Origin of the sequence: Ktedonobacter robiniae, from assembly GCF_016587375.1 — a bacterium.
Taxonomy (GTDB): domain Bacteria; phylum Chloroflexota; class Ktedonobacteria; order Ktedonobacterales; family Ktedonobacteraceae; genus Ktedonobacter; species Ktedonobacter robiniae.
In genome coordinates, this window is the sequence record NZ_BNJG01000001.1 from 4,619,085 (window position 1) to 4,644,034 (window position 24,950).

At 53.5% G+C, this 24,950-nt stretch carries 22 protein-coding genes and 3 pseudogenes; 3 read left to right on the forward strand and 22 right to left on the reverse strand.

Annotation, left to right across the window (positions count from 1 at the left end):
- Positions 1 to 199: 199 nt before the first annotated feature.
- The 12 genes and pseudogenes from JMJ04_RS19245 to JMJ04_RS19300 all read right to left on the reverse strand — a co-directional run.
- Positions 200 to 661, reverse strand: a pseudogene (locus tag JMJ04_RS19245) (RNA-guided endonuclease IscB); the annotation flags it as partial.
- Between the two features lie 76 nt (positions 662 to 737).
- Positions 738 to 2,474, reverse strand: coding sequence for a group II intron reverse transcriptase/maturase (gene ltrA, locus JMJ04_RS19250; RefSeq protein WP_236038079.1), 1,737 nt, complete (start codon positions 2,472 to 2,474; stop codon positions 738 to 740).
- 597 nt (positions 2,475 to 3,071) lie between these two features.
- Positions 3,072 to 3,896, reverse strand: a pseudogene (iscB, locus tag JMJ04_RS19255) (RNA-guided endonuclease IscB); the annotation flags it as partial.
- 581 nt (positions 3,897 to 4,477) lie between these two features.
- On the reverse strand, positions 4,478 to 5,704 hold the full coding sequence (locus JMJ04_RS19260; RefSeq protein WP_201372048.1) for a baseplate J/gp47 family protein: 1,227 nt from the start codon (positions 5,702 to 5,704) through the stop codon (positions 4,478 to 4,480).
- Positions 5,701 to 7,032 (reverse strand): serine/threonine-protein kinase, encoded by a 1,332-nt coding sequence (locus JMJ04_RS19265; RefSeq protein ID WP_201372049.1) that lies wholly within the window; start codon positions 7,030 to 7,032, stop codon positions 5,701 to 5,703. Before JMJ04_RS19265 ends, JMJ04_RS19260 begins: the two co-directional genes overlap by 4 nt.
- 274 nt (positions 7,033 to 7,306) lie before the next feature.
- Positions 7,307 to 7,852: a hypothetical protein gene (locus JMJ04_RS19270; RefSeq protein WP_201372050.1), complete on the reverse strand. Its 546-nt coding sequence runs from the start codon at positions 7,850 to 7,852 to the stop codon at positions 7,307 to 7,309.
- 372 nt (positions 7,853 to 8,224) lie between these two features.
- The gene (locus tag JMJ04_RS19275; RefSeq protein ID WP_201372051.1) at positions 8,225 to 8,479 is read right to left on the reverse strand and encodes a hypothetical protein; all 255 of its coding nucleotides are present in this window, start codon (positions 8,477 to 8,479) and stop codon (positions 8,225 to 8,227) included.
- 320 nt (positions 8,480 to 8,799) lie between these two features.
- Positions 8,800 to 9,276 (reverse strand): hypothetical protein, encoded by a 477-nt coding sequence (locus JMJ04_RS19280; protein ID WP_201372052.1) that lies wholly within the window; start codon positions 9,274 to 9,276, stop codon positions 8,800 to 8,802.
- A gap of 451 nt (positions 9,277 to 9,727) precedes the next feature.
- Positions 9,728 to 10,162, reverse strand: coding sequence for a hypothetical protein (locus JMJ04_RS19285; RefSeq protein WP_201372053.1), 435 nt, complete (start codon positions 10,160 to 10,162; stop codon positions 9,728 to 9,730).
- A gap of 335 nt (positions 10,163 to 10,497) precedes the next feature.
- Positions 10,498 to 11,034 (reverse strand): hypothetical protein, encoded by a 537-nt coding sequence (locus JMJ04_RS19290; protein ID WP_201372054.1) that lies wholly within the window; start codon positions 11,032 to 11,034, stop codon positions 10,498 to 10,500.
- 205 nt (positions 11,035 to 11,239) lie between these two features.
- Positions 11,240 to 12,028: a type I methionyl aminopeptidase gene (gene map / locus JMJ04_RS19295; RefSeq protein ID WP_201372055.1), complete on the reverse strand. Its 789-nt coding sequence runs from the start codon at positions 12,026 to 12,028 to the stop codon at positions 11,240 to 11,242.
- 241 nt (positions 12,029 to 12,269) lie between these two features.
- A complete protein-coding gene (locus JMJ04_RS19300) occupies positions 12,270 to 12,632 on the reverse strand; it encodes a helix-turn-helix domain-containing protein (RefSeq protein ID WP_236038080.1) in 363 nt (120 codons plus the stop codon).
- 275 nt (positions 12,633 to 12,907) lie between these two features.
- Between JMJ04_RS19300 and JMJ04_RS19305 the strand changes: the two genes are divergently transcribed.
- From JMJ04_RS19305 to JMJ04_RS19315, 3 genes and pseudogenes are all read left to right on the forward strand, one after another.
- Positions 12,908 to 13,393, forward strand: a complete 486-nt coding sequence (locus JMJ04_RS19305) for a hypothetical protein (protein ID WP_201372056.1) — start codon at positions 12,908 to 12,910, stop codon at positions 13,391 to 13,393.
- A gap of 199 nt (positions 13,394 to 13,592) precedes the next feature.
- On the forward strand, positions 13,593 to 13,952 hold the full coding sequence (locus JMJ04_RS19310; protein WP_201372057.1) for a hypothetical protein: 360 nt from the start codon (positions 13,593 to 13,595) through the stop codon (positions 13,950 to 13,952).
- A gap of 303 nt (positions 13,953 to 14,255) precedes the next feature.
- Positions 14,256 to 15,200: pseudogene (locus JMJ04_RS19315) on the forward strand (PLP-dependent cysteine synthase family protein); the annotation flags it as partial.
- Here the strand turns inward: JMJ04_RS19315 and JMJ04_RS48730 are convergent.
- The 10 genes from JMJ04_RS48730 to JMJ04_RS19365 all read right to left on the reverse strand — a co-directional run bounded on the left by JMJ04_RS48730 (position 15,169) and on the right by JMJ04_RS19365 (position 24,943).
- Entirely contained in the window at positions 15,169 to 17,127 is a 1,959-nt protein-coding gene (locus JMJ04_RS48730) for a recombinase family protein (RefSeq protein WP_201372058.1), read from the reverse strand. The pseudogene JMJ04_RS19315 and the gene JMJ04_RS48730 sit on opposite strands and share 32 nt — an antisense overlap.
- A gap of 299 nt (positions 17,128 to 17,426) precedes the next feature.
- Complete coding sequence (locus JMJ04_RS19325) at positions 17,427 to 17,627, reverse strand: hypothetical protein (protein ID WP_201372059.1); 201 nt, start codon at positions 17,625 to 17,627, stop codon at positions 17,427 to 17,429.
- A gap of 280 nt (positions 17,628 to 17,907) precedes the next feature.
- A complete protein-coding gene (locus tag JMJ04_RS19330) occupies positions 17,908 to 18,069 on the reverse strand; it encodes a hypothetical protein (RefSeq protein WP_201372060.1) in 162 nt (53 codons plus the stop codon).
- Complete coding sequence (locus JMJ04_RS19335; RefSeq protein WP_201372061.1) at positions 18,070 to 18,969, reverse strand: PD-(D/E)XK nuclease family protein; 900 nt, start codon at positions 18,967 to 18,969, stop codon at positions 18,070 to 18,072. It lies immediately after the preceding gene.
- 153 nt (positions 18,970 to 19,122) lie between these two features.
- Positions 19,123 to 20,316 (reverse strand): toprim domain-containing protein, encoded by a 1,194-nt coding sequence (locus tag JMJ04_RS19340; protein WP_201372062.1) that lies wholly within the window; start codon positions 20,314 to 20,316, stop codon positions 19,123 to 19,125.
- A gap of 288 nt (positions 20,317 to 20,604) precedes the next feature.
- On the reverse strand, positions 20,605 to 20,934 hold the full coding sequence (locus tag JMJ04_RS19345; RefSeq protein ID WP_201372063.1) for a hypothetical protein: 330 nt from the start codon (positions 20,932 to 20,934) through the stop codon (positions 20,605 to 20,607).
- The gene (locus JMJ04_RS19350; protein WP_201372064.1) at positions 20,931 to 21,068 is read right to left on the reverse strand and encodes a helix-turn-helix domain-containing protein; all 138 of its coding nucleotides are present in this window, start codon (positions 21,066 to 21,068) and stop codon (positions 20,931 to 20,933) included. Before JMJ04_RS19350 ends, JMJ04_RS19345 begins: the two co-directional genes overlap by 4 nt.
- Before the next feature lies 1 nt (position 21,069).
- Entirely contained in the window at positions 21,070 to 23,319 is a 2,250-nt protein-coding gene (locus JMJ04_RS19355; RefSeq protein WP_201372065.1) for a DNA polymerase, read from the reverse strand.
- Between the two features lie 162 nt (positions 23,320 to 23,481).
- Entirely contained in the window at positions 23,482 to 24,309 is an 828-nt protein-coding gene (locus JMJ04_RS19360; protein WP_201372066.1) for a metallophosphoesterase family protein, read from the reverse strand.
- Positions 24,310 to 24,547: 238 nt separating this feature from the next.
- Entirely contained in the window at positions 24,548 to 24,943 is a 396-nt protein-coding gene (locus JMJ04_RS19365; RefSeq protein ID WP_201372067.1) for a hypothetical protein, read from the reverse strand.
- Positions 24,944 to 24,950: the final 7 nt, after the last annotated feature.

A 24,950-nucleotide genomic window follows, 5' to 3' on the forward strand; every position in this document is an offset into this window, starting at 1 on the left:
AAGTCTGTTTCTTCTCGCTCCGCAGATATTGTACTATATCGGGCTAGTTACGTACATACCCATGTACCCGAAGGTGACGCGCATGGGCGCGCGAAGCGATGTATTTCCGTACATAAAAATTGGCTTATAAGTGCTTCTTTATTAAAAATCATGAGTCCACTAACCATCATAAAATTGCGCAATGCGGGGACCCCTGGTTTTAGACATGAGGAGGAGCATTGCGCACTCCTTTCTGTGTGTACTCATAGCCATCTGCTTGATGGATACATTGCATATATTTGGGATGGATATCGACCTTCCCAAGGCGAAACGACGGACGATGGCGAATAGCTATTCTGCCTTCAAATGTTCCTTTGGAGGTAATGGCTTTCACCATATCACCTGTGCGATATCCTAGAAACGTTTTTCTTCGTTGTTTATGTTTTTCTGGGAAGCCGTACTTATCAGGAACGCACATTTGTCTTCTTCCATGACCATTGGCAGTAATAAGCAAAGGAACCACCCCTTTGTGAGAAATGGTAGAAGGGGTGCTCTTGCCCACGCAGGCGGCATCGAGCCAATGCGTCTTGGCTAGCCCTCTTGTGGTTCGGTTGTACTTGGTCAACCCACCACTGCCACACTCGACAGGCAAGCCAAAGGTTTTCAATCGTTCAAGCAAGGCGCTGCCTAAGCGAAGAAGTCGCCTTCTCCGCTCGGCTTCAAAACCGTGCGTGAGACTTGTCACCTCACACGGCTCCTCAATACTGCGGTCGATTGTCATTGACACACTCCATAACGTGTTTCGCATGCCTCTGGTCATGGCAATGGCGATGAAGTGCAAACTTGTTGCTTAATTCTTCTCCACCGCCTTCACTTCTTGGGGTGATGTGGTCGATCTCTATTTGATCTTCCTCCCTGAAGAAAAGTTCACACCAACGGCATTTTCCTTGCTGTTTCCGTAGCAGTTTTCCCAGTGTCGTTTTTGTTAATGGGTGATCTTTTAAGCGCTTTGCCCAATAAAGAAGGTTTCCGTCAAACGGGCTTGCGTTGCCTTTTACCTTTATGTGGCGTTGGATGGGTGTTGCATGCCACCTCAGTACATGCTGTTCTGGTCCCTCTGGCGTGGCATATGTCCAGGTATTCCCTTCAATTGTCCGCCAATACTTCCCTTTCACCCATCCCGCACCTTTCTTCGGGTGTTTTCGAGTCATCTTCTGCCAAAGCATACTTACCAGGTGATGATCGCATATCGCAAAAGACTTTGCAGATACGACCGTTCGATAGTACAGCGCCCAACCCTGGATAACCGGGTTGAGTTGGTCAATGATTTCCTCTTGCGGGAGCGATTGACTTTTTTGCAATATCTTCCTGAGTTCTTGCAAATGACGTTGGATGCCTTCTTTACTCGGCATGATGATCGTTTTGAAACCGGACGGTTTTCCTTTGCTTGTATGGGTTTTTCCTACGGGGAATTGTCGAATAGTAAATCCCAGAAAGTCGAATCCTACATTTCCCTGATATTCTTTCAGGGTGTGGGAGAGCCGCGTTTTACTCGGTTTCAATTCCAGTCCGATGCCTCGTAACCATTTTGTAATGATTTGTTGCGCCTTAATGACCTCTGTTTCCTGGGCATGAAGCACGACAAAATCGTCTGCATAACGGATGAGTTGTGGCGCCCCTCGTTGTGCGGAGGGGGCCTTGTTCTCTCCAATGTAGGCTTTTAGTAGCGCTTCTTCCATTCCATAGAGGGCAATGTTGGCAAGCAACGGGGACACGACCCCACCCTGCGGCGTTCCCGCCTTGGTTGGGGAAAGTTCCAATGCTTCCATGACTCCAGCCTTGAGCCAGCCTTTAACCAGTCGCCTCATTGCTGGATAAGTGCGCAGTTTCTCTAAGAGCGCTTGATGGTTGATGTTGTCGAAACAGCCCTTAATATCCGCATCCAGAACATATTTGCTCTTGAGTCGAATATTATTGAAGATTGCTCCTACAGCATCATGGGCACCGCGTCCCGGTCGGAAGCCGTAGCTATTGGCCTCAAACAAGGCTTCCCATTGTGGTTCTAGGGCCGCTTTGGCTAGTGCCTGACATGCCCGGTCAAACATTACGGGAATGCCCAATGGCCTTTGCTCAGTTTTTCCTGGCTTGGGTATCCATATGCGTCTGAGTGGTTGTGGCTTCCTCCCAGCAATCCGTTTTGGGTGAATTGCTTCAACCATCGCAAATCGACCTGCTGGTTGGACGGATTTTACTCCATCTATGCCAGCGGTTTTCTTACCCTGGTTGTCTTGAGTCACTCGTCGTACGGCCAGGAGTCGGGCGGACCGAGACTTCATTAACAATTTCTGTAACTGATGAACTGTTTTTAGATCTCCACGTTCAGAGGCTTTGAAGATGCGCTTTTGCAGGCGGTACTGGTGCTGTTCTAGCTTGCGCCAGGGGAGTCCAGCCCATTCCTCACTCAGACTTACGTCTGGTGCCTTGGTTTTTTCCATGCGACTTGCACTCCTTCATTCCACAGTATCGGGCCTGCGTCAGCGTATCCTGGGCATTACCCCAGGCGTTTGCTTCTCAGGCCATCCCACCAGACAGATGCTTGCGGTTGGTACCTGCTCATGCTTTCGACCTCGCATGAGAGCCATCTGCTGGTTACTTCGTTCCGATAGTTCGTTTTGCGCTGCCGTAGGACTCCTGCTGTCCGCCGGGTTTTGTGGGGGTGAATACCGATCACCGCTTCATATGTCGGCCCCTATCCTTGTCCATTTTGGACCAAGCCCCGCGTTGGCTCAGTGATACTTGCGTTGACTCGTTTTGGCTTGTTTGCTATAACGACGGTTAAAGTGCAGGTTCGCTTGCGCTAGCCATAGCAGCTTGCTAGGGGTGTTCATCACCTCGAGTTTGCAATTCTGCCCCATTTCCTCCCGCTTCTCGGATTGATGACCAGTCGCTACCGAGGGGAGAATGCTGTTCCTCTTTTCACCTGGAGGGATGGGAATTGCGCCCATCGTCGAACTATCAGTTGTCAACGGGCATCTATCCCGTTGCTGTTCCTCCCCCACTTACGCGGTTTTGGAACAAACGAATCGCAGAAAGCGCGTAGCATTCACGGCACTGGCATCCTTGAGTGGCTTCTTGACTTGAGCGAGAATCCGCTTGAGCACATCAGGCTTCTTCGCAAGAAACACCGCAATATCCTGCGTCCCTTTGGCACTATTGCATGGCTCGCAGGCCAGGGTAAGATTGCTTATCCGATTGGTACCACCATGAGCACGTGGGTGGATATGTTCGACTTGAAGCGGAACATTTTGTTTGCCACAATAGGCACATCTGCGTTCCCACTTTTCCAGCAAGTATTCTCCGACTTCATAGCCTTGCAAGGTTCCTTGTTGGTATTCCACGCCTGCAATGTCGGGATTCTCCATCAGTTGCAGATCAAACTTGACCAATTCCTGGCTCAGAGCAGTAATGGGAGCAGAGCGACACAAGCGAGCTACCCATGTCAGAATATTGGCAAGACGACTTTCCAGCGATGGTGGCAACCACCCTTTCTTGCGCCTTCTATTCTGAAATCGCGGTTTGCGATACCGTGTTTTGCGGTTGCGTCGTCTGCGACGAACACCACGGCGACTATCCCGGCTATCTTTTATAGCGTGCCCACGATGCTCAAGTTCAGCCGCAAAAACAACGTTCCCGTTGGTATCGTTCACCAGGGCAATACCCGTGGTTTTGCTGCCAGGATCAAGCTTGAGGCGCAAGGGTTGCACCTCTGGCTGATCTACCACCCGTTTGAGCACAATGGTAAATGGGTATCTCCTGTACACGGCGGCGTTGCCCTGTGTGAGCAAGCGCCTTGCACGTGCTGGATGCACCGGATGTAAGGGCTTATAGTCACTATCAATCACGAATACGTTGCTCAAGTTGAGCCTCCTGTCTTCCAGGGTAATGTTTGCCTCGTCAAGGTTAGCGAACGGTTTTACGTACAACATACGTCCTTAACCCTCTAGAGATGTTTCATGCTGTACCGTAGCGGTTGGAGCTGGCAACGCACTCCAACGTACCTATTTCGTTCCTAACGTAGCCCGATAGCCTTGATGATTCTATCCATCAAGTCCGCTCTGGCTGAGACTGGTCAGGTCCAGGCTTACTTACGCAAGCCCCTGCCTTTAGGCCTGACACGTATACACAAATATGTGATCTTGAGGAAGAACACGGAAGCGATGCGCTGCAGGTGCCTCGTTTTCCCCCACACGAGAGGTGACACACTTTTGGTGAAAAAGTCGCGTGTCTCGCCAAGCTGAAAGCACATCATTGTGCATCAAGGGGCGTTTTTTTCAACACCTTTCCCTCGCATCATGCTGAGGATCTTCTGCAAACTTTCATATTTGTGTATACGTGTCAGGCCTAAAGGCATGGGGTTCCTAACTGTTGTTATCACGCACCGCCCAGCTGCCGGGCTTCAAGGTCGGACCCAATTTTCCGATAACCATAGGCGACCCGTTTACGGCGCGCCTATGGGATTCCCGAAAGGGAAATGGGTGCGCTGCGAATAGGGCATAAACATAGGTTGCCCCATAGGATTAAACGTTTGTGGGGCTGGTTTTGGCTGGTTAGTGATGGTAAAGGTGATCTGGTTGGGATCACCGGGCAGGGTTGCGCCGTTGAATTGGACGTTGGCGCGGGCGACGCCATGGGTGTTCTGGAGCAGGGTCTGGGCCTCGGCGGGGCTCTTGCCGGCGATGAGGCGGGCCAGGGCTTGCTGAGCAGTGGCGTCGAACTGGTAGGCCCAGGTACCCTGCGCCTCTATGCTCCAGGTGGCGTTGGCGCCATCGAGTTGCTGCTGGAGCACGCGCAACTGGAGTGGGCTGGCGAGCTTGCTGCCACTACCCAGGTCGCTATCGGCCTGGGGTTGCAGCTTGCTGGTCAGAAGCGTTTGCATTTGCTGCCGAGGATAGGCGAAAGCGTTACAGCTAACGGTCACACTGATGGTGGTGCTGGCAACATTGGCCCTGGTGTCCCCGATGGGGTTAGTGTGATTGATCGTGTTTTTGCACTGTGGATTACCCGCCATCTCCTCTCCGCTCTGGAGCATCCCGCGTAGCTGTTGAAGGGCCTGCGCCTGGGCACTATTCTGAAGCTCCCCGCTCACACCATCCACATCCTGCTGCGTGACAAAGGTATCGTTCTGCGGGTCCTGTCCACCAGTGAAAGGGACCAAGTTTCTTACAAAGATTGTATTGTTGGCAGCGCAGCAGGTTTTATTTATATTCATGGTTGGTATGTTACCCCTGGTACCAGGAGTATCTGCATGAGCAGTTACTTCTGCTTGGCTTACTTTCCCTGTTGCAGAGTTCGCGGCAGGTATGACAAGCGCCGTATCTGTGTTTACTTGAATACCGCTTGCACTTGTGATAGTAGTTCCCGCACCTACTGTAAAGCTATTAAAGGACCCATTGAAAAATGTGAGCATTCCGCTTGCTCTTGTTCCGGCTGTTTGTTTTTTGCCGGTGCCCTGGATGGTCTGGGGTTTGGATTGGGCGTTGGCAGCGAGTGGGTGGGCCTGGACCTGGGATTGGGCGGCGTCGGGATTGGTGGGGACGCCGGTCACCCGGTAGGTATGTTGCTCCAGGTGGCTGGAGGTGGTCAGGACGATGGTAGCACGATTGCCGTTCAGGAGGGTCGCGATGGGGCCTGGCACGCCACGCAGGACGGGAAGGGCAATGATCACACCTGTAATGAGGATGAGGGCCAGGGGCGCTGCCAGTAGCCACGTGCGCCAGGAGTGCCGTGGGGGACGACGCTACTAAAGTACGCGTCTACATATGATGGTACGGCATGTTTCGTGCCATTATATATAGACGCGTGCTTTAGCAGCGTTGATTGGGGCTTTGGATGCAAGCGGGGAGCAGGTGTGACCGGTGAGTTTTCCATGCCGGAACGCGAGCGGCGGGCGGAGGATGGTAGCACGACCGGTTGGGGCTTTGGACGCAATTTGGGAGCAGGTGTGATCGATAGATTTTCGCCGCTGCTCTCTAGATCACTCTCCTCCAGGATATCAATATCGCTCTCCTCGCCCTCCTTTATAAACGAGCGGCTCACAGGTGGGATCGATCCTCTATCCAGGTCCTGTTGCCTTGAGTAGGCGCGTATCATGGGTCCTTTAGGGTAGTAAGTTGCGCTCCTCCCTTGCTCAGCAGCCCTGCTAAAATCATCCCAGAGTGCCTCCGCATCCTGATAACGCTGTGTGGGATCGTGGGCGAGGGCGCGCAGGATGACGGCATCCAGGTCGGGCGAGAGGAGGGGCTGAAGACTGCTGGGTCTGGGCGGAGGCGTGAGCTGTTGCTGGCGCGCCAGGTCGCGCCCAACCTCGAAGAGGGTGCGGCGGAAGGGGAGGCGCCCGGTGCAGAGCTGGTAGAGAATCACGCCCAGGGCGAAGATATCGCTTTGAGGGAGGGCGCCGCCTCGGAACTGCTCAGGAGCCATATAGGGGAGCGTGCCCCCGCTGGGAAAGGTGTGATGGGTCGCGCTGACCTCGACTGCTAGGCCAAAGTCGCTCAGCACGGCCTGCTCTGAACCATTGGGGAGGACGCGAAAGAGAATGTTCAGTGGCTTGAGATCGCGATGAATCACACCATGAGTGTGGGCATAGGCCACGGCGCTACAGAGCTGGGGCGCGAGGGCCAGAATTTTATTGAGCGGGTAGGGCTGGCCTGGACGAAGGCGTTTATGCAGGTCGCCCCCGGCGGCATACTCCATTACTATATAAGGAATCATTGAGCCGCGAGTGGGATCAACCAGCTCAAGTTTGAGGTCGCTATAGATATGTAGGATGTTGGGATGGTTCCACTGCGCGACCTTGGCGGCCTCTTTCACAAAGCGATCCAGTGTGCGCTGATCAAGCTCGTCGGGCTTGATGACCTTGATGGCGACCTCGCGCTGGTCGTGCTCATCCCAGGCCAGGCAGACATCGGCCATGCCGCCACTACCCAGAGAGCCCAGGAGTTGATAGCGCTGTCCAAGTGCCTCAAATGCGCGGTTATAGCGCCACAATTTCACAATAGATGCCTCCGCTACTGGCGTACGCGGCTACTGGGGCTGCGCCCTGGCGTACGCGGCTGCTGGTAGACTTTTATGTTGAGGGAGTATACCCGATTAAAAGCATTATTGCATGTGAATAGACAAAAAGGCAACATATTTGCAGGGACAGTGGAAAAGAGCTGCATAACGTCACAAAATTGGACGTGAATCGTCGGGGGATGGGAGGCGAAGACGCGCCTACACATTGAGTGTAGGCGCGTCCCGTGAATGTATATGGATGTGAATGTGAGTGTTATTGATTAGGAGTGACGCTGGTGATTGCAGGAGCGTTCATCTCCGGGCTGTAGGTGGTGCTGGGCTCGTTAGACGCGGTGTTGGGCGCGCTGGGAACCGTAGGAGCACTGGCCTCGGTGGCCTGGCTGGCGTCAGACATCGAGCTGCTCTGCTCGTTCATGTTGGAGGGATCGCTCTTCATCCAGCCATCACGCTTCATCATACCGTGATGATGGTGGTGGTGATAGCCTTTACCACTGATCTTGATGATGCAGTTGGCATCCTTCTCAAGCTCAAGCTCGAAGTCACGATTGACATTGACGGTCATGTTGGTACTATTCTTGCCATCGACGGCGAGAATGATAAAGGTGGAGCAGATTGAGAGGGCGCGTGGTGACCCTTTAGAACCCATAGGATAGTCCTGGTGGTTCTGAGGCAGATTGGCCCGTCCAGGTGTGAGGCTGGAGGCGTGAGCGGATGCCGTATGTCCAAAGGCCATGTAGAGGAGGAAGAGGCTGGTGATAGCGAATATGCATGTGCTTTTCTGGATGCACGAACGCGACATTCTCTGTTCCTTTCCACTGTGTCATCTCTGATGGTGAGGATGACAATTTACTTTTCTTATAGTGATGGGTGCAGATGCGCTGATGCGCGCTACAAGGTTCACTCTACAAAACCATCCCAGGAGCCATAGCTGTTATCCGTAGATGAGTCTTCGCTATGTCTGCTCTCTATTGTTATAGAGGGTCAACCAAGCTCAAGCGTTATGTATACAGAGAAAGCCGGAGCTACCACGATGACGAATGCCGTCATCGTGGTAGCTCCGGCTTTCTCTGTATGACAAATTTTATGACAAAAATTTAAAGGGGCATAAAAATTGGGAGGGAGCGTTTTGTACGCTTGCCTCCCTCGTTGTGCTTATAGGTCTGGCAGGTGCTTACCAGTAGTGACAGCCGTACCAGCAAGTGCGATAGAAACTGTGGTTGATATTATAGCTGTAGCTAACGCTATAGCTGCTGCCAATACTACTGCCAATGCCGCCACCCCATTGTGCGGTGGCATGAGTTTGTGCTTTCGTGGGGGTCCGGCTGGCCGCGGAAGCGGTATGAATGCTTCCAAACAATAGCGCTACTGCTACAACACCGCTAAGCATAACGAGACAGACAGCCTTGCGGAGAGTTGAAAGTGCCATTGTTTACTCCTTTTCCTTTGCTTGGGAATGTCCTTATGGGATGCCGAATCCAGTCACGCCTTGGGAAAACGGCTGGAGCCGGACTGCTGGAAGCGGTGCGCTTATACCATTTCCTTCTTATGCGGAAACCAACGTCGCTCTCGCGACTAGCGCTTCCCCATTGGGGGACCACCTAACCCCCATTCGGGGGCACAGCGGCCGCGCGCTCAGGTTCCCGAATAGTGCTTTGCTTACCATCTGGCGTGGCCTCTAGGGTCACGCCAGCATTGGTTTTGCATGTGTAATTGTCTGTTCTGGTCTTAAGATCTGACCTCTTCTAGCTAGCGGAATCGGCCGCCGAAGCCACCACCACGGAAGCCACCAAAGCCACGACCGAAGCCAAAGCCGCGACCATAGAAGCCACGACCGAAGCCAAAGCCACGACCATAGAAGCCACGACCGAAGCCAAAGCCGCGACCATAGAAGCCGCGACCATAGAAGCCGCCCCCGTAGAAGCCACGACCGAAGCCAAAGCCGCGACCGTAGAAGCCACGACCGAAGCCGAAGCCGCGACCATAGAAGCCGCCCCCGTAGAAACCACGTCCGAAGCCAAAGCCGCGTCCGAAGCCGAAGCCGCGTCCGTAGCCAAAGCCGCCACCCCAGGGGCCGCCCTTTATAGCGGTTACATGAGATTGCGCGTGTGTGGGGTTAAGGCTTGCTGCAGAGGCGTTAGCTGTCGTTCCCATGACTAAGGCAACGGCGACGATCGCGCTGAGCATGACCAGACATAGGGTTTTCCGTATGGCGGAAAGTTGCATGTCTTTTTTCTCCTTAGTGCCTGAGCCTAGATTGCTCCTGTCATGTATATCGTTTTGAGGATGCTACTACAAGTGATGCCTTCCAGGGGATGCACTACAGGTTTCGGCTTTTTCTGGTTTTAGTATACAGGCATGTATAAACTCATGTATGTATGCTACTGGCGTACGCAGCTACTGTAGCTGTGCTCTGACCTACGTGATGACTGGTTTTAGTAAGTACACTTTGAAGATACGTTGTAGGTTACAGAGGGGCTTGAGGAGCGGCGTTATGGGAATAGGTGTGGATCACCCCACACCTATGCATGCCTGACAGGTAGGTGTGCCATTGAGAAGCACTGCTCAATTTGTATCTTCCCAATCTGGCATAGAGAGAGCAGGACCAACATAGGCCCTGCTCTCAGAAGGTTTGGATGCTGTAGTGGTTAGAGGCTAGGCGTTATTTGCAGCCGCACTAGAAGCCGAAGCCACGACCGAAACCACCAAAGCCAAGGCCACGACCGAAGCCGAAGCCACCAAAGCCAAGGCCACGACCGAAGCCGAGGCCACGACCGAAACCACCAAAGCCGAAGCCACGACCGAAGCCGAGGCCAAAGCCTTTGAAGCCTTTACCGCCACCGAAGCCACCACCATAGCCACCACCTTTGAAGCCTTTACCGCCACCGTAGCCACCACCGTAGCCATAGTCACCGAAGCCACCATAGCCACCATCGTAGCCAAGACCATAGCCATAATTGCCGAAGCCACCACCATAACCAGCGCCATAGCCGAGGCCATTACCACAGCCGCAGGAGCTGGCTGAGGCATGGCTGGTAGGGCCTACCACCAGCATCAGGGCGAAGATGGCGGTAAATATAACCGTACAAACGGTCTTCTTAGCAAGTGACATGTTTGTTCCTTTCCTTGCTTAGGTTTATGCCAATTACTCCCTTTTCCTGTGCAGGAGCGGGTTTTTTCGGGCATAAACCAGTAACATTCTGGAAACTGTTTGTCTTCTCTTATGGCTCGAGAAGGCGATGTAGCGCGCTCTGTATGTTGCAGAGTTTGGCTACCAGTGCCATTATACGTAGGCTTATAAACTTATACATGTGTATATATGGAAAAATAAGCTGTATGGGTCGATGCTACAAAAGTAGCGTGTCTACATATAATAGTACAGGCAATCTCGTACATTATATGTAGACACGCTACTTTGTAGTATCGGACAGGCGGAGAAACTACGATTTAGCGTAGACGGCCATAGCCGAAACTGCGACCATAAGGGACAGCAATAGAGCGATTGTAGAAGCCAAAGGATTGGCTGGTGCGAACGGTGACGCGGTTATAGAAGCCAATGGGACGGTTGTAGAAGCCGAAGGGGCGGTTGTAGAAGCCAAACGAGCGACCATAACCAACAGTGGCGCGGTTATAGAAGCCAATGGGACGATTGTAGAAACCAAACGAACGACCATAGCCAACGGTGGCGCGATTGTAAAAGCCGAAGGGACGTGTGTAGAAACCGAAGGGCCGGGTCGTACTGACAGTGACGCGATTGTAGAAGCTGAAAGATCGCGTAGCGAAACCAAAGGGACGGGTAGTACCTACTACGACACGGCTAATGCTGGTTCTCTGAAAACCCAAGCCACAGGCCGGTGGACAAAGCTGACGGGCTTTAGGTTGCAGGGAGTGGGCCGATGCGGGTGTGTTAGTTCCTAGCATCAGAGAGAGAGCGATAAGGCTGACTAAGGTGAAAAGACAAGCGGACCTTCTGACAAGCGGCATGAGGTTTCCTTTCTTTGAATGTGCGACATGGACATCATACGTTGATCTGTGGTAGACAAATATTATTATACGGTCATGGGTAAGTACATCTATATATGTGGATGTGATTTGAGAAGGGGAAGAGGATGAGGTTGGCGGATAGTGGAGGCCCGATGTGTGCTTTTGCACACATCGGGCCACACGTTATTCAATGCTATGTATTGTTCTAGAGGATGGTCAAAAGTTCGGGGGCGCCATCGGTCACGGCCAGCGTATGCTCGAACTGCGCGGAACGCTTGCCATCGGCGGTGCAGACGGTCCACTGGTCCGCGAGCACGCGGGTCCTGGCGGTTCCTACGTTGATCATAGGCTCGACGGTGAAGACCATGCCCTGGCGGATACGCAGGCCAGTGCCATGCTTGCCAAAGTGCGAGACGTGGGGATCTTCGTGCAGGGAGCGTCCAACGCCATGACCTCCCAATTCACGCACAGTGGAGAAGCCATTGGACTCAGCGTATTCCTGGATGGCCGCGCCCACATCGCCGAGACGTTTATTGTGGCGAGCTTCGGCGATACCCAGTTCAGTGCAGCGTTTGGCGACCTCCATGAGCTTTTGCGCCTCCTCATCGATCTCGCCAACGGCATAGGTCACGCAGGAGTCGCCGACCCAGCCATTGAGCAGGACGCCGATATCTACGCCGACGATATCGCCCTCCTTCAACTTGACCTCTGCGCTGGGAATGCCGTGGCAGACCACCTCATTGATAGAGATACAGATGGTGCCCGGGAAGGCAGGAACGGCGGGATGCCCGTTATAGGCGGGGCGAGCACCATAGCCTTTATAGATGGGGAGCGCACCCTTGCCGCGAATATAGTCCTCGGCGATCTGGTCCAACTCAAGGGTCGTCACGCCCGGTTTAACATATGGGCGCATAACCTCAAAGGTCTGGGCCACCAGTCGCCCAGCCTCGCGTAGTTTGGCGATCTCCTGGCGAGATTTCATCATCACTGCCATCGTATGTAATCCTCGTTTCTTCTAGAACAGAAAGGTAGCTATTTAGCTTCTCTTGATGAGGCTTCTCAGCGTCTGTGGCGCTTCGCCAGGGTTAAGGGATGTGGTAAAAAAATGCCTGCAGGCATTTTTTTACCACATCCCTTAACCCTTTGCGAGCCACGGAGTGGCGAGAAGTCTTGAGTAAATACATGTAAAGTAAATGCCCATGTATGTAAGGCTTGGGAAGGCATGGAAAGCCTTGTCAGGTGGCGCGTCCTCGGCTCGCATCGAGGGTGAGAGGGACCTCATCCTGAAGGGCGTGTTCCCAGGTGAGGAGATCATTGACCGTCACACCGAAATAGCGATTAAAGTAGTTGAGTAGCTGATCGATGGTGGTATAGTCAACGCGCCGGCTCTGGCCACGATGAAGCGCGGCCAGGACGCTCAACGAGACGCCGCTTTCCTGAGCCAGGCGGCGCAGGCTCAAGGGGGGCAGGCCCTCTTTTGCTCGCTCTACATTTGCCCTTGCCAAAAGCAAGCGTAGTCTGCACGAGATGGTCAATGTATTCTCGCCTCCCATAAAGCTTATGGAAACGTGTGCCGTTTGGGTCGCACACGTCTCCATGACCCGCGACATATATCCTGATTTCAAGAATGTTTGTGTTTCTAAGATAGCAGAAGTGTAGTGGAATGTCAATACAATTGTGAGTAATTTCAGGTACAAAGGAGCGATGGTCAGGTATGGTATCAGTAAATATCGATTTTATGATACAATCGCATCGGTATGAACCCTGGCGCTAGAAATGGCGGGTGGTGGCGATTGAGGAGAGGAATAGCGTTGAATATGCAGGTAGATGCGCATGAGTAAGCAGATAAAAATGTGCAAAGGAAGCGAGAGCAATGGTCAAATTCTGGGGCATAATTGTGCTTGGCATTCTTGTGTATGCTATAGCTTTATTTGGAGCCGTCTTATTTAGCAGGCTGGACCCGCTGAACAAGTATCGCTGGCAGCGTGAGAAGTTGTTCAGGTTCAAACTGGCACGCTTCATGCTCGACTATGGGCAGGGCCTCTTGATCGGCCTCTTCTTTGTGCTCGCGACGGTGGCGACCGGCGCGCTCAGTTTGTATACCACAAATACGACGAAAGCGCTCCCTAAGGATTGGTACGCCCTGGTCAGCGAGAACCTGGCCTGGCTGAGCAATGGTTTCCTGGTGATCGCGGGCTTGACGGCAGTTATCTGGATTCTGGCGGCACTGGGAACGACCATTATAGGGAACAAAGGCGCGCGTGGACGTGGCCTGGGGCTGATGACCAGCCTGGTGGCGATTGTATTCGAGTTCCTCTATGGAGCGCAATGGTATCACATGTTTGTACACGTGAAATAGAAAAATGCCAGATTCCCCAGTTCGGCTAAGCCAAACTGGGAAATCTGGCATTTTTGTGTATTTTAAAAGAAGAGTCAGGGCGCGTTCTTTAAGAGAGGGCTGTACTTCTTATACGAAAACCAACGCCGCTCTCGCGGCTAGCGCTCCGCGCTCAGGTTTTCGAAAGGTAGTTATTGTTTCTGCTGAGAGGAAGAGAAGCATGTTGAACGAACTATTGAAAACATTCTTTGATAATATCTGGGTAATTATGATCTTCTTGTTTATTTTCGGTGGCTCAATTACGGGCATTGTGCGCTCAATGTTTGATCACCGATTAAAGATGCAAGAGAAGAAGAACGAGGAACTGCGCCTGAGGCTCGAACTGGAGCATATGCGGAAGATACCTGGTGCAGGGATGCCCCAGCCGAAGGAGTCGGCCTGGGACGAGCAGCCACTGGCGGGCTACGATGGTGGGTACCAGGGGCAGGGCCTGGATCGGAGCGCAAAAGAGCGCGAACAGCAGCCAGTAGAGCCATATGCATCAGAAGGACAGGAACTGCCGCCGCAGGTCCAGGGGTAGAGGGGCGTAGTGTAGTCGCGGGAAGGTTTGTGTTATACTGTGGAAACGTGACATACACTGTAATGTCTTATCAGTTCTGACGACATTACATCTGTATGCTTGTTTTGACGCTGACACAGGGAGATTGTAAGGGCCAGGGTTGGCTAAGCTGCGGGGCCTCGAAGTGGAATCGCCGTTGATCTCACGCGCTTTATCCCGCCATGTCCTCGTGTCGTCCGCGTTTCGCTGTGTCGTCATTTGTACATCGACGAGGTCGAAATGATAGAAACCAATAAGGATGAGGCTCCCTTGAGGGAGGGGAATATGCGTTATTACGATTCGCTATTAGAGGGGATCGGGAATACGCCGCTGGTGCAGTTGAAGCGCATCGCAAGCGATGTGCCGCCGATGGTACTGGCGAAGGTGGAGTTTTTTAATCCGGGTGGGAGCGTGAAGGATCGCATTGGCCCGGCGATGATCGAGTACTGCGAGCAGCAGGGCCTGCTGCGTCCAGGTGGGACGATTGTCGAGCCAACGAGCGGTAATACCGGGCATGGCCTGGCAATCGCGGCGGCGATCAAAGGCTATCACTGCATCTTCGTCATGACCGACAAGGCCAGCGAGGAGAAGCGAAGCCTGTTGCGCGCGTATGGCGCGGAGGTTGTGATCTGCCCGAGCAGCGTTACCCATGACTCGCCAGAGTACTACAAAAATGTCGCCTATCGCCTGGCGAAGGAGATTCCGGGCGCGTGCTGTCCCGACCAGTATTCGAACCCTGCCAATCCAGCGGCGCACTATAGCTCTACGGGCCCAGAGATTTGGCGCGATACGGCGGGCAAGATCACGGCTTTCGTCGCGGGCATCGGCACAGGTGGAACTATTTCTGGGACCAGCCGCTATCTCAAAGAGCAGAATCCACAGATCAAAATCATTGGCGCGGACCCTCCAGGCTCGGTCTACTCGGGCGATACCCCCAGGCCCTACAAGGTCGAAGGTATCGGCATGGATATGTTCCCGCGTAACTATGATACCGCTGTTGTCGACGATGTGATTCGTGTTGATGACCGTACCTCGTTCTACTGGGCCAGGCGCCTGGCACGCGAGGAGGGTATCCTGGTTGGTGGCTCGGGGGGCACGGCCCTGGCGGCGGCTATGACCTATGCTAAGCGTCTTACCCCCCAGGATGTGCTGGTCGTGTTGCTCCCTGACACGGGTCGTGGCTACCTGACCAAGCAGTTTAACGACACCTGGATGCGCGATCAGGGTTACAACATAGAAGTGAGTCGAACCGCTCTCGTACAACAATATCTTCCCAACATCCTCCAGCCAGGGAATGGGGTACGGCGTCCTTACGAATGGCCGGAAGTGGAAGATCAAGATCCCACACCTTCCCCCGAATAGCCACGAATGAGCGCTTGGGGAGTGCCTGCATGATCTCTTCAGCCGTGAGTGTGGATGGGAGATTGTGCAGGATCTCCAGCTCTTCTTTAGTCCAGTATGGGTTCGCTATCTTCCCTGATCGTTCACCACCCACAACTATCTCTCCCCAGGTAGGTGCAGCCCACCGAATCGTGAGCTTGAAAATATTGGGCGAGAGAAGGTCGAGTACCACCTCTTTGGTGACCAGCTTGACGAAGTTGACGCGGTGTTCGTGTTCGATGGAAGTCCAGTTCTTCTTAAGGTTATGAAGCATCTCTGCTACTTCCATCGCCTTCTCTACGGCGGCTGCTCCAGGCGTCGGCTGCTTGAGGCGCTTCTCTTCCTCCTGTGCGTGGGTGTATGCCTCCTCAATCGTCCCAATCAGGTCCAGGTTCGTCAGTCGCGCCAGCTTCTCCTTCAGTCCGGTGATGTGCCTCCTGGTGGCCTCTAGCTGCTCGATGCGACTCTTCTCTGCCTGCTCATACATGGTTTGAAGGTTCTTGGCGTATTCATGGTACTCTTCAACTCTTGGCGTGAGGGAGGCTACCTCTAAGAGCACATCTGTAAAGACATCGTCTGCATCCTTCACTGATATGTGGGCTTTGTAGGAGGAAACGTCGTGCTGTGGTGCGCGGATCGTGTAGTACTCACGGTGGCGAATGGGCGTGGTGTACACCTCCTTGCCTTCCTCTGAGGTTGTGATAATCTCCTTGAGGAGGGCAGTGGTGCCGCCTTCACGCTTCGTGTACCGCGCATGTTTCCTCAGTACAACCTCTGTGTTGGCGCTACCATCCATCTTGTGTGGGGAGAGACGCTCGAAGGCATAGAAGAACAGGCTGGACTCTACGATGGCGTCGTGGTGGTCCTCATGCGTGATCCCGTCAAACGAAAGATAGCCTGCATAGACCTCGCGACAGAGCAAGCGGCGAAGCCCGGTATAGGAGATGCTATAACCGCCCTCCACTTTGCGTAGTGCGCAGCGCTTCACCAGATCCTCCGGCACGCTCTCATCAAAGTCAGGGAACACCACCGACTTCACCTGGACCTCCTGCCAGAGTTGTGCAAGGTTGCCGCCTAGCTCGTAGAACCGCTCGAACAGCCCCTTGACAATCTCTGCATGTGGCGGGTAGGGCACAAACTTGCGGTAGTCCTTACTCCTCTTGTCCTGGTCAATGAGATAGCCAACAGGAATGGAATTACCCAGGTACACACCACGCTGCCACAGATACCTCTTACCACCATTCAGTCGCCGCTCAATCTGATATTTGAGGTAGGCCGCAGCACTCTTACAACGCTCACGGAACATATCGACGTGCCAATCGATAGAAAAGTCGTACACCATGTCGGGTGTGATAACAAGCACATTGTACTTGTCGCAAATCTCCATGAACTTGCTATACTCAGTACCCCACTTGTCACGGAAGAGGCGATCAACATCTACCACAAAGATAGCCTTGATACGCTCGGTGATAATGTCGTTGAGCATACGAGTGAAGCCCTTGCGCTCATCCATACGCTTCTTGCCAGACACCACCGCATCCTCGTCGTAGAGAACAAGGTTCTCCTCCTTCCACCCGTACCGTGTGGTGAGTCCAACGATGTCGTGCTGGATCTGTGTGCTTGTGTTACCCAACTGCTTACCAGTGGACTGGCGCGGGTAGACACCAATCATCGCGCTCTGTGGCACTTTAGGTGCACTGTAGTTATTCGTCTCCTCCTTCCGCTCGACCTTCTCGTATCGGTTCGTTCTTCTGGTCTTCTTCTGCTGCTCTTCCATGCATAATACTCCGTAAATCAGCTTCAAAAATGCACAGCATGGTGCAAAACTTCTCGAACATGTCTGATGGTAGTTCGTATGTTGTGGCTGTGTTCGAGATAATCCAGTATCGAGCCATGTCAATACTCCTGTCTATTTTACCTGATCTATTCCCAATAAGCAAGGGGTATAACCATCTGTGCGGGTGAACACTACCTACTTGCCTGGGTTAGATCCCAAGCAAGAGGCGTGCTATAATACGGTGTTGGGCACACGGGATTCGGAAGTTGAGTTGTGTCTTCTCCTGTTCACCGTCTGCCCTAATCTTTACTCACGAGCACGAGAAACGCTGCAAACTCTGCCATCAGGAGCAGCACTCCTATTGTCTGTAGCCACAGGTTGTTGGTGTGGATCAGAGCCAATGCAGCGAGCGACACAGCGCCAAACAGCAGCACAATACCGATCACTACCCCGATAAACGCCAGGATGTCAGCACCCTTGGCCTGAAACCAAATCTTCATAGTTGCCTCCAATCAGTAGTAAAGTATTCAAATCCAGCGAATATGGTGACGAAGAGTACAAGTGCCAAACCAAGCCAGTAGTATGGCGTGTCTGCTGCCAGGACGTATCCCGACAGCAAACCAAGCGGATAACCAACGAAGCGAGCGAGACACCCGCACATGAGCGCCTCCTAGTGGGTGAGTAAGTAGCGAATAACATAGTACAAAAGCACGAGCACCACCGCAGCATCAAAGCATACGAAGATAAGCCACAAGACCAGGACACAGCCGCCAGCAAGTTTCATACCTTTACCTCCTTGAGCACTCCAACCGCCAGGACCAGCAGACCCAGGTAGCCAGCCGCCTGTAAGGGTGGGTTGCCTGTTTGGACTAATATGAGGGCCACCCAGATGTATAACCAGGAAAAGCTCAGGGCAATGAGTACATTGACAAAGTTAAGCATCTATCTTCCTTCCTTCTGGAGAGCTACGCATTCAATCTGAAAAGGGCAGTAGGGGCAGAGCCTCGCTTTATCACCCTCATAAGCAGGAGCCAGATTCTCTCTCGCGTCAATCGCGTCCTCGATCAATGTTCTGATGAAGTCCTCCATGAAGTCCATACTCTTCAACTGCATCTGGGCCAGGGCGAGATCGGCGTAGCGGCCAGCAGAGCGGGGAGTGAGCATCTTGCCACGGTCGATGAGGTCGCACTTGCTTGTGAAGCGTCTGACCTTGCCCATGTCGAAGTACACGATCTCTAACTCATCGACTATCACCTCGATATCAGGGCGACCGAGGTACTCAGGGAGGCACCGAGCCAGGAGGTACTGGTACATGTTTACCTGCTTCTGGTGATCTTCCTTCGCCTCGATAAAGTCGTGGCCTACCTCCTTGGTGCTCTTCCAGTCGGTGAGCTTGACCACAATCTTTGTTTCATCGACAAAGAGAACCTCCACCAAATCAGGCTTACCAACGAACTTCTGTGGACCATAGGCCGTCTCAACCATCGTCTCAAGGCGTTCCTCCGTAATCTCAAACTCAACACCTGGGGCCAGTGGCGCAGTCTCGAAGAAACCGTGAGCCATCGTGCCGCGCAGGGCATTCCATTTCTTGTAGGGGTCAAGGTATTGGGGATACTGATTCTTATCCAGGTACTTCGATCTTGGGCATCCCATCAGCCGGGTAGGTGAGAAGGTCTGTCGTCCTGGCTCGCGATCTCCATCGCCCCACATCATTCGCAGCATCTTGCCATTGAACGGACAAGGATGAGCGGGATCTTGCACACATACATCGCATTCCTGGCGAGTCATCGATACACGCTTGAGCTTCCTTGCTGCGTCACAAATTATGCCTTTATATGCCATTAGTCGATCCTTACAAAGCGAGGGAGGATGGTGGTTTCAACGCAGATCTCGTTGATGACGTGGACGGTTTGCCATGCCTTGGCGATGTGGTCCACATTGCGCACAAAGCGATGGTTGCAACCGCAACTGCACTCAAGCTCAACGCGATAGTTGTCATGACGCGAGTGGTAGATATTCGCGTAAGCAAAGGGTTCCTGGCTCTTCTGGTCCACGTGGTGGAGGAAGGTGTTCACCATTACCTCCATCGCCGCTCCCGTTGGTGGTATCTTCGTTGCTGGCATGAGTATCGTGTCCTGCTGATCCAGTGGGATCGCCTGGAGGCGTACTTTCTTCATCGAACCCGTATTGCTCGTAGATGTCATTGAATGTATAACCTTTCTGCATGACTTCGGATATGTCTTTACCAAGCTCGGCAGGCCACTGGAGCCATACCACTTCTTCGTATTCTTGCTTCGCTCGCTCGAATAACTTTCTTGCTGCGTCTATTCCTGGTTCGTCTCTATCACCACAAATGACAATCCTTTTAAGTGAGGGGCGGCGTCGCGGATTGATTGAAATCCCATCGAAGAACCGTTTGAGAAGATCCAGTACAAGTCCCTGCTTTTTGGCTCCGTTCGTGGCCGTGACAGCAGGTACTCCGTGTTGCCAGAGAAGAAGCGCATCCAGCTCTCCTTCGACAAGAACGACATAATCTCGTCTGTCGCGCTCGAACTTCCAGGCCGGGTAGAGGGTTGACTCATTGCACCCTGTCCAGCCTCGATACTTCGGGATCTTCCGTGACTTAACAAGCTCACCCTCCTCGTCATACTCGTCCTCATACTTTCCGCATATCTCTTCATCATTTCGGTAGCGCAGCGTCACAGGCTCAAGCTTCCCATCGAAGACCGGGATCACGAAGGCTGCACCGTTGTGTCCCAGGCGAGCAGTCCTGATCGTCTCATCGGAGAGGCCACGCGAGTGAAACCAGACCTTGCGGTCGGAGCACACGTCGGCCAGGATGCTCTCGTAGATCTGGATGTCTCGAAGGGTTGGTGCCCGTCTCGGCCTCTGCTTCTGTTGTGCTGCCTGTCGCTCTGTCTCTGTCAGGAACACATACTTGGGAGCAACCGCCAGGGCATCCTTCCAGGTGTTCAGTCCCAGGAGCCACGCGAGGGCATCCATGCGCTTCTGGATACGGAAGGAACAACCCATGCAGTGGATATGGTCTGGATAGATGCACAGGCTCTCCGAGTCGTCCTGGTGCTTTGGGCACTTAATCAGTAGGGGGTTCGTCGCGTAGGGAGGGATTGCCCCCTCCGGCAACGCTGCCCTCCTGATGTCGCAGGTCGTGATGTCGAAACGAGCCATGATGCACCTCCTATACTTGTCGCCAGCCTATCCTGTTCGCTTTCTCCCTGATGTGGTAAATGGCGTGCTCCCTCGGCTTCTCCGTCTTCAGACACATGTAACAAGCAGACACTCTCACGCCATCCATCACAAGACAATACCGTGGTTCCCAGGAGTAGTACAGATCCTTGTCTGCCATATTGCTGTGGCAAACGGAGCACCAACACTTGACGCCTTTAGGGATGTCGTAGGTCGCCTCCAGCTTCACGTGGTCTGGATTCACTTCTGTGACGCCTAGTAGTGATAAGCTCATTCGCTTACCTCCACCGCGTTACGGTCCTCAAACTCCATCATCTCAACAATGTTCCGGCGATACTGGTCTGCCCGGTAGTTTGCCTGCTGCTCAAGGTGCTGTCGTACTACCTCGCGTGTAGTGTCCATGTTGGTGTGGCAGTCCTCACAGATGAAGGCGTAGGCTATCAGGGAGGGCACGATGTAGAACTTATTGCGTACCCAATTGAACTTCATTGTCCATCCGGCATCAGCCTTCCTACAGATGTCGCAGCGACCGAGCACTGGCTCGTGTTCTTTCTGCTCACGATCAACCTGCACATCCTCAAGTGCTATATCGATCCTCATTTGCTCTGCCCTCCCAGGATGATGTCCATAATCTGCTCGTAACTCACGCCGTATAACTCTGCAATAACGTGTATGCACTCACCTGCTACATAGAGCTTGCGAACGCCCTGTTGCTGTTCTTTCGTAAGTGTCATCTTAGTGCTCCCAATGGCTGCTGATCGCTACTTCAAAGTCTGGGATGTATACCCGCTTCAGGTACTTCAAGCAGCTCTCCTTCATGGCCTGCGCCAGGATGGCTGCACACTGGTTCTTCATGCGCTCAGGACACTCGACCACGATCTCGTCATGCACCACAGCCACGATATCCGCATCTTCTGGCAGGCGCTCATAGGCGAGGGCCAGAGCCAGCTTGGTGATGTCGGCACTGCTTCCCTGAATTGGGCTATTGCAGGCTCGACGCTCGATCATCGAACGGATCTTGTTATAGTCTGGTGAGTGCCGATCTGGCAGTGGGCCAAAGAACCGCTTGCGACCAGCCACCGTTGTCGAGAAGAGCTGACTGGTGCCAAGTGCTCTCTGTCGCCTCAACCAAGTCACGACGCCTGGGTAGAGCTGGAAGTACTTATCCATCAGCTCTTGCGCCTTCTCCTTGGTGATCTTCAAGGTGCGACCCAGCTTGGCGGCGCTCATACCGTAGACCAGACCGAAGTTGATGGTTTTCGCAACCTGCCGATAACTCACGCCCGTACCCGGCACGCAGGCTTCCTTCACATCCACCGAGTCCGGCAGCCCAAACATCATGCGAGCGGTGGCCGAGTGCAGGTCCACACCATCGGCGAAGAACTTGAGCATCGTCTTGTCGCCGGAGAGGTCTGCCAGGATTCTTAGTTCAATGTTCGGATAGTCCGACGTGAGCAGGACATTACCAGGCATCGCTGTCACGCAGGCCCGCAGGCGCTTCCCGTCTATCGTCTTACTTGGGATCTGCTGCCAGGGTGGATCAAAGAAGCTGCTGCGCCCGGTGTCGGCTCCGATCTGGTGAGCGCTTGGATAAATGCGTTTCGTGAGTGGGTGGATCTTGGCGAGCAGATTGTCTCCGAACTTCACCGGGAACATCTGTGCCGCTCGCCATCCCTTGAGCAGGTCTACCTCTGGATACATCCCTTCAGGCAGGTCTGCCAGGGCATCGGCACTGGTGCTCTGGAGCGGTATCTTCAGCTCCTTGAATGCATCGAGCATCTGTGGCACACTGCCCAGGTTGATTGGCTCGTAGCAGAGATTGCGGTTCTTGTGCAGGTCGTTGAGGTAGTCATCCTCATCTGGCTTCGGGTGTGTCGCGTCCCAGGTGTCCATCATGACCGCTGTGTACTCATCCAGGCTGATCTCACGCTCTTCTGCCTGATACTGCTCTACCACGCTCTTATAGCGCTTCGCTCGCTCGGTCAACCATTCAGCATAGGGCGAATGACTGGGCAACTTTGGTGTACCAGGGTTGGGATACAGCTCGCGGAACTCCTTCATACCCTGCTTCTTAAACTCACCCCAGCCTTTCTCCTGACCAGTCGCCTCGAACGCTGCCTTGACTTTCTCTTTTTCTAACTCCAGGGCTTGCTTCCAGGCTTTGTACTTTCTCTGCTGAGAGCGGTATCTGTCAGCGCGAGCCTTGACGATGGCCTCACCAAAGACCTCAATCGCCTGTCCCTCAAGCTCACTGGCAAGCTGGACTTTCTCGTCGATGACCTCGCGCCAGCCAGCTTCGTTGACGTGGATGCCGTTGTACTCGATGCTCGCTATAGCAGGGAGAGCGCGATGTTCCAGGTTTAAGACATGACCGAGCTTTAAATCTCGAAGCTTCAAGCTTTGCTTGTCGACGATCTTTTCCAACACTTCGACATCTTGGGCCGCGTAATTGAGCGTCTCGTGTGTGAAGGGAGCACTCCACAGCTCTGGGTTCTTGTGCATCCCGATGAAGATGTTGCGCTCTTCCTTCGAGACTGGTAGACCGTAGCGACCAGCGATGGCCTTGAGGTTGAACTCAACACCCTTCGCACGTCCACCCGTCTTACCTAGACCGTGGATCACCTGCTCGGCCAGCATCACGTCGTAGCACTTCGCAATCTTGACACCGAGCGAACGCCGTACAAACTTCCAGTCAAAGGAGAGATTCATCCCGACGATCTGGAGGTTGTCGAAAAGCTCCTGGAGGGACTGACCAGCGTAGCGGAACGTATCGCGGTTCCACGACCTGACATCGACGATCACTGGCATGTAGCCGCCAAACTGCATGAACTGGAGCAGGATGAGGCGGTCATCCATGAAGGAGAGGCCAGTGGTTTCGGTATCGAACGCGACCGGAAGCTGTGGGCGAGAGACGTAGCGCTCAATCATCTGGATAAGGTCTTCCACATCATCAATCAGTGTGTAGTTCTCTAATTGAGTCTGCAATGTTCTATCCCTTTCCTCATTAACTGGCTGCACGCATACTCCGCCACTTTCAGGTCGAGGTCGGGGGGCCGAAGCCCCATCACGACCTGTATTCTGAGCTGCTCTAGGAGTGTCTCTGCTGCTTCTCGTGTGAGCGCATCGACCAGTAGTGCCCTCTCCTCATCACTCATTGTCACCACCTTTGGAGGTGTCGCCGAAGTTGGTGAAGCCGAGAGGCATCTCATCGAGTCCTGGGATCACCCAGAAGCCTGACACCATGCGCCTCATCGTGCTGGGGTTGCGCTGGACGTACTCAAAGCTCTTATCCAGGAACAGGCCACCAGTCTCCACCGACCAGAACTTATTCGACGGGTCGCGAGTGATGCCGAAGTGGTGTGCATGTCCTGACGCCACATTCATCTGCTCCATCAGGGCCATCTGCGAGGGTGTTCCAAACGGCTGCTTGAACTGCGCCGGGTGTGTGAACAACCATGTCATTTTGCCATTCGCGTCGGGCACACCTTCAAGCGTTGGGTTGTCGGAGACGATGATCTCACCTTTGCTGAGGAGGACGCCCAACTCAGGGGAGATGCTGGACACCAGACCCATCATGCCTTCGTGGTCGCCGAGCTTCTTAATCCACCGATAATCGTGGTTTCCTCTGCTGATGACTTGGTAGCCATCATTCTCTCGCAGGTCAGCGGCAATACGCCCGATGATGTTGGTGGCAATCTCCTTCTCCTTGTTCCAGGTCAGGCTGTAGTCGGTCTGCCCGTAGCTTGAGAACTTATGCATATCGAAGAGATCCCCTAACCACACAACACAGCGGATGTTGTAGCGATGGATGGCTCTGCGCATCTGTGCTAATAGACCGCGATCCACGTAAGGGAGATGAGCGTCACTCGCGATGAGGATGCGAGTCTCGCGGATCTTGTGGCGAATAGTGAAGTCTTCTGCTTCCCAACCACCGAATGCTGCGTCGATCTCTGAAAGATATTGATCTTTGCCCATGATTATCTGATCCCTTCTTCGATAAGATAGTGTAATTTTTGAGTGAGAGCTGGCAGAGACACACCGTAGGCCGTGGCAAGCTCTTTGAGCGTGCGCCGGAGGTGGCGTGGTAGTGCTTTCTGCTGCTGGCACTCGTATAAAAGATTAGCCCAACATTTTCTACACATACGACGGTTCGCTATACCGCGCCCGTCTTGTCCCTCTCGCCATACAGGCTGATTACAATTACTACAGTCTCTCATAGGGCACGCACCTGCCGTATAAGCTCCGCGAGAGGTTTTGATGCGTCCAGAGTCACGTCAACCAGATGGTCGGGCAGGGGTGTCTCGATGTCGTGAGTCTTGCTCTCCTCAGTCGCAGTCGTCCTGGTTGCCAGGAGCACTGCCGGGGCATCTAACCTCACGATCTTGAACCCTAGTGCCTTGAGCGTCATAGCCTGCGAGATAGACCGCACGTTATCAAACGTACAATCGGGCTGGCCGCGCTCGTACCATGTTTGAAGTGCTTCATGGATAAACTTGGGATCATCCTTAAACCCGATCAGAGAACCGAACGCTTGGATAAAAGGTCGGTAGACTTCCTTGTTTAGATGGATTTCGCGCACTGTTGTCGGACGATACGGGTAGAGAGCCATGCATGCC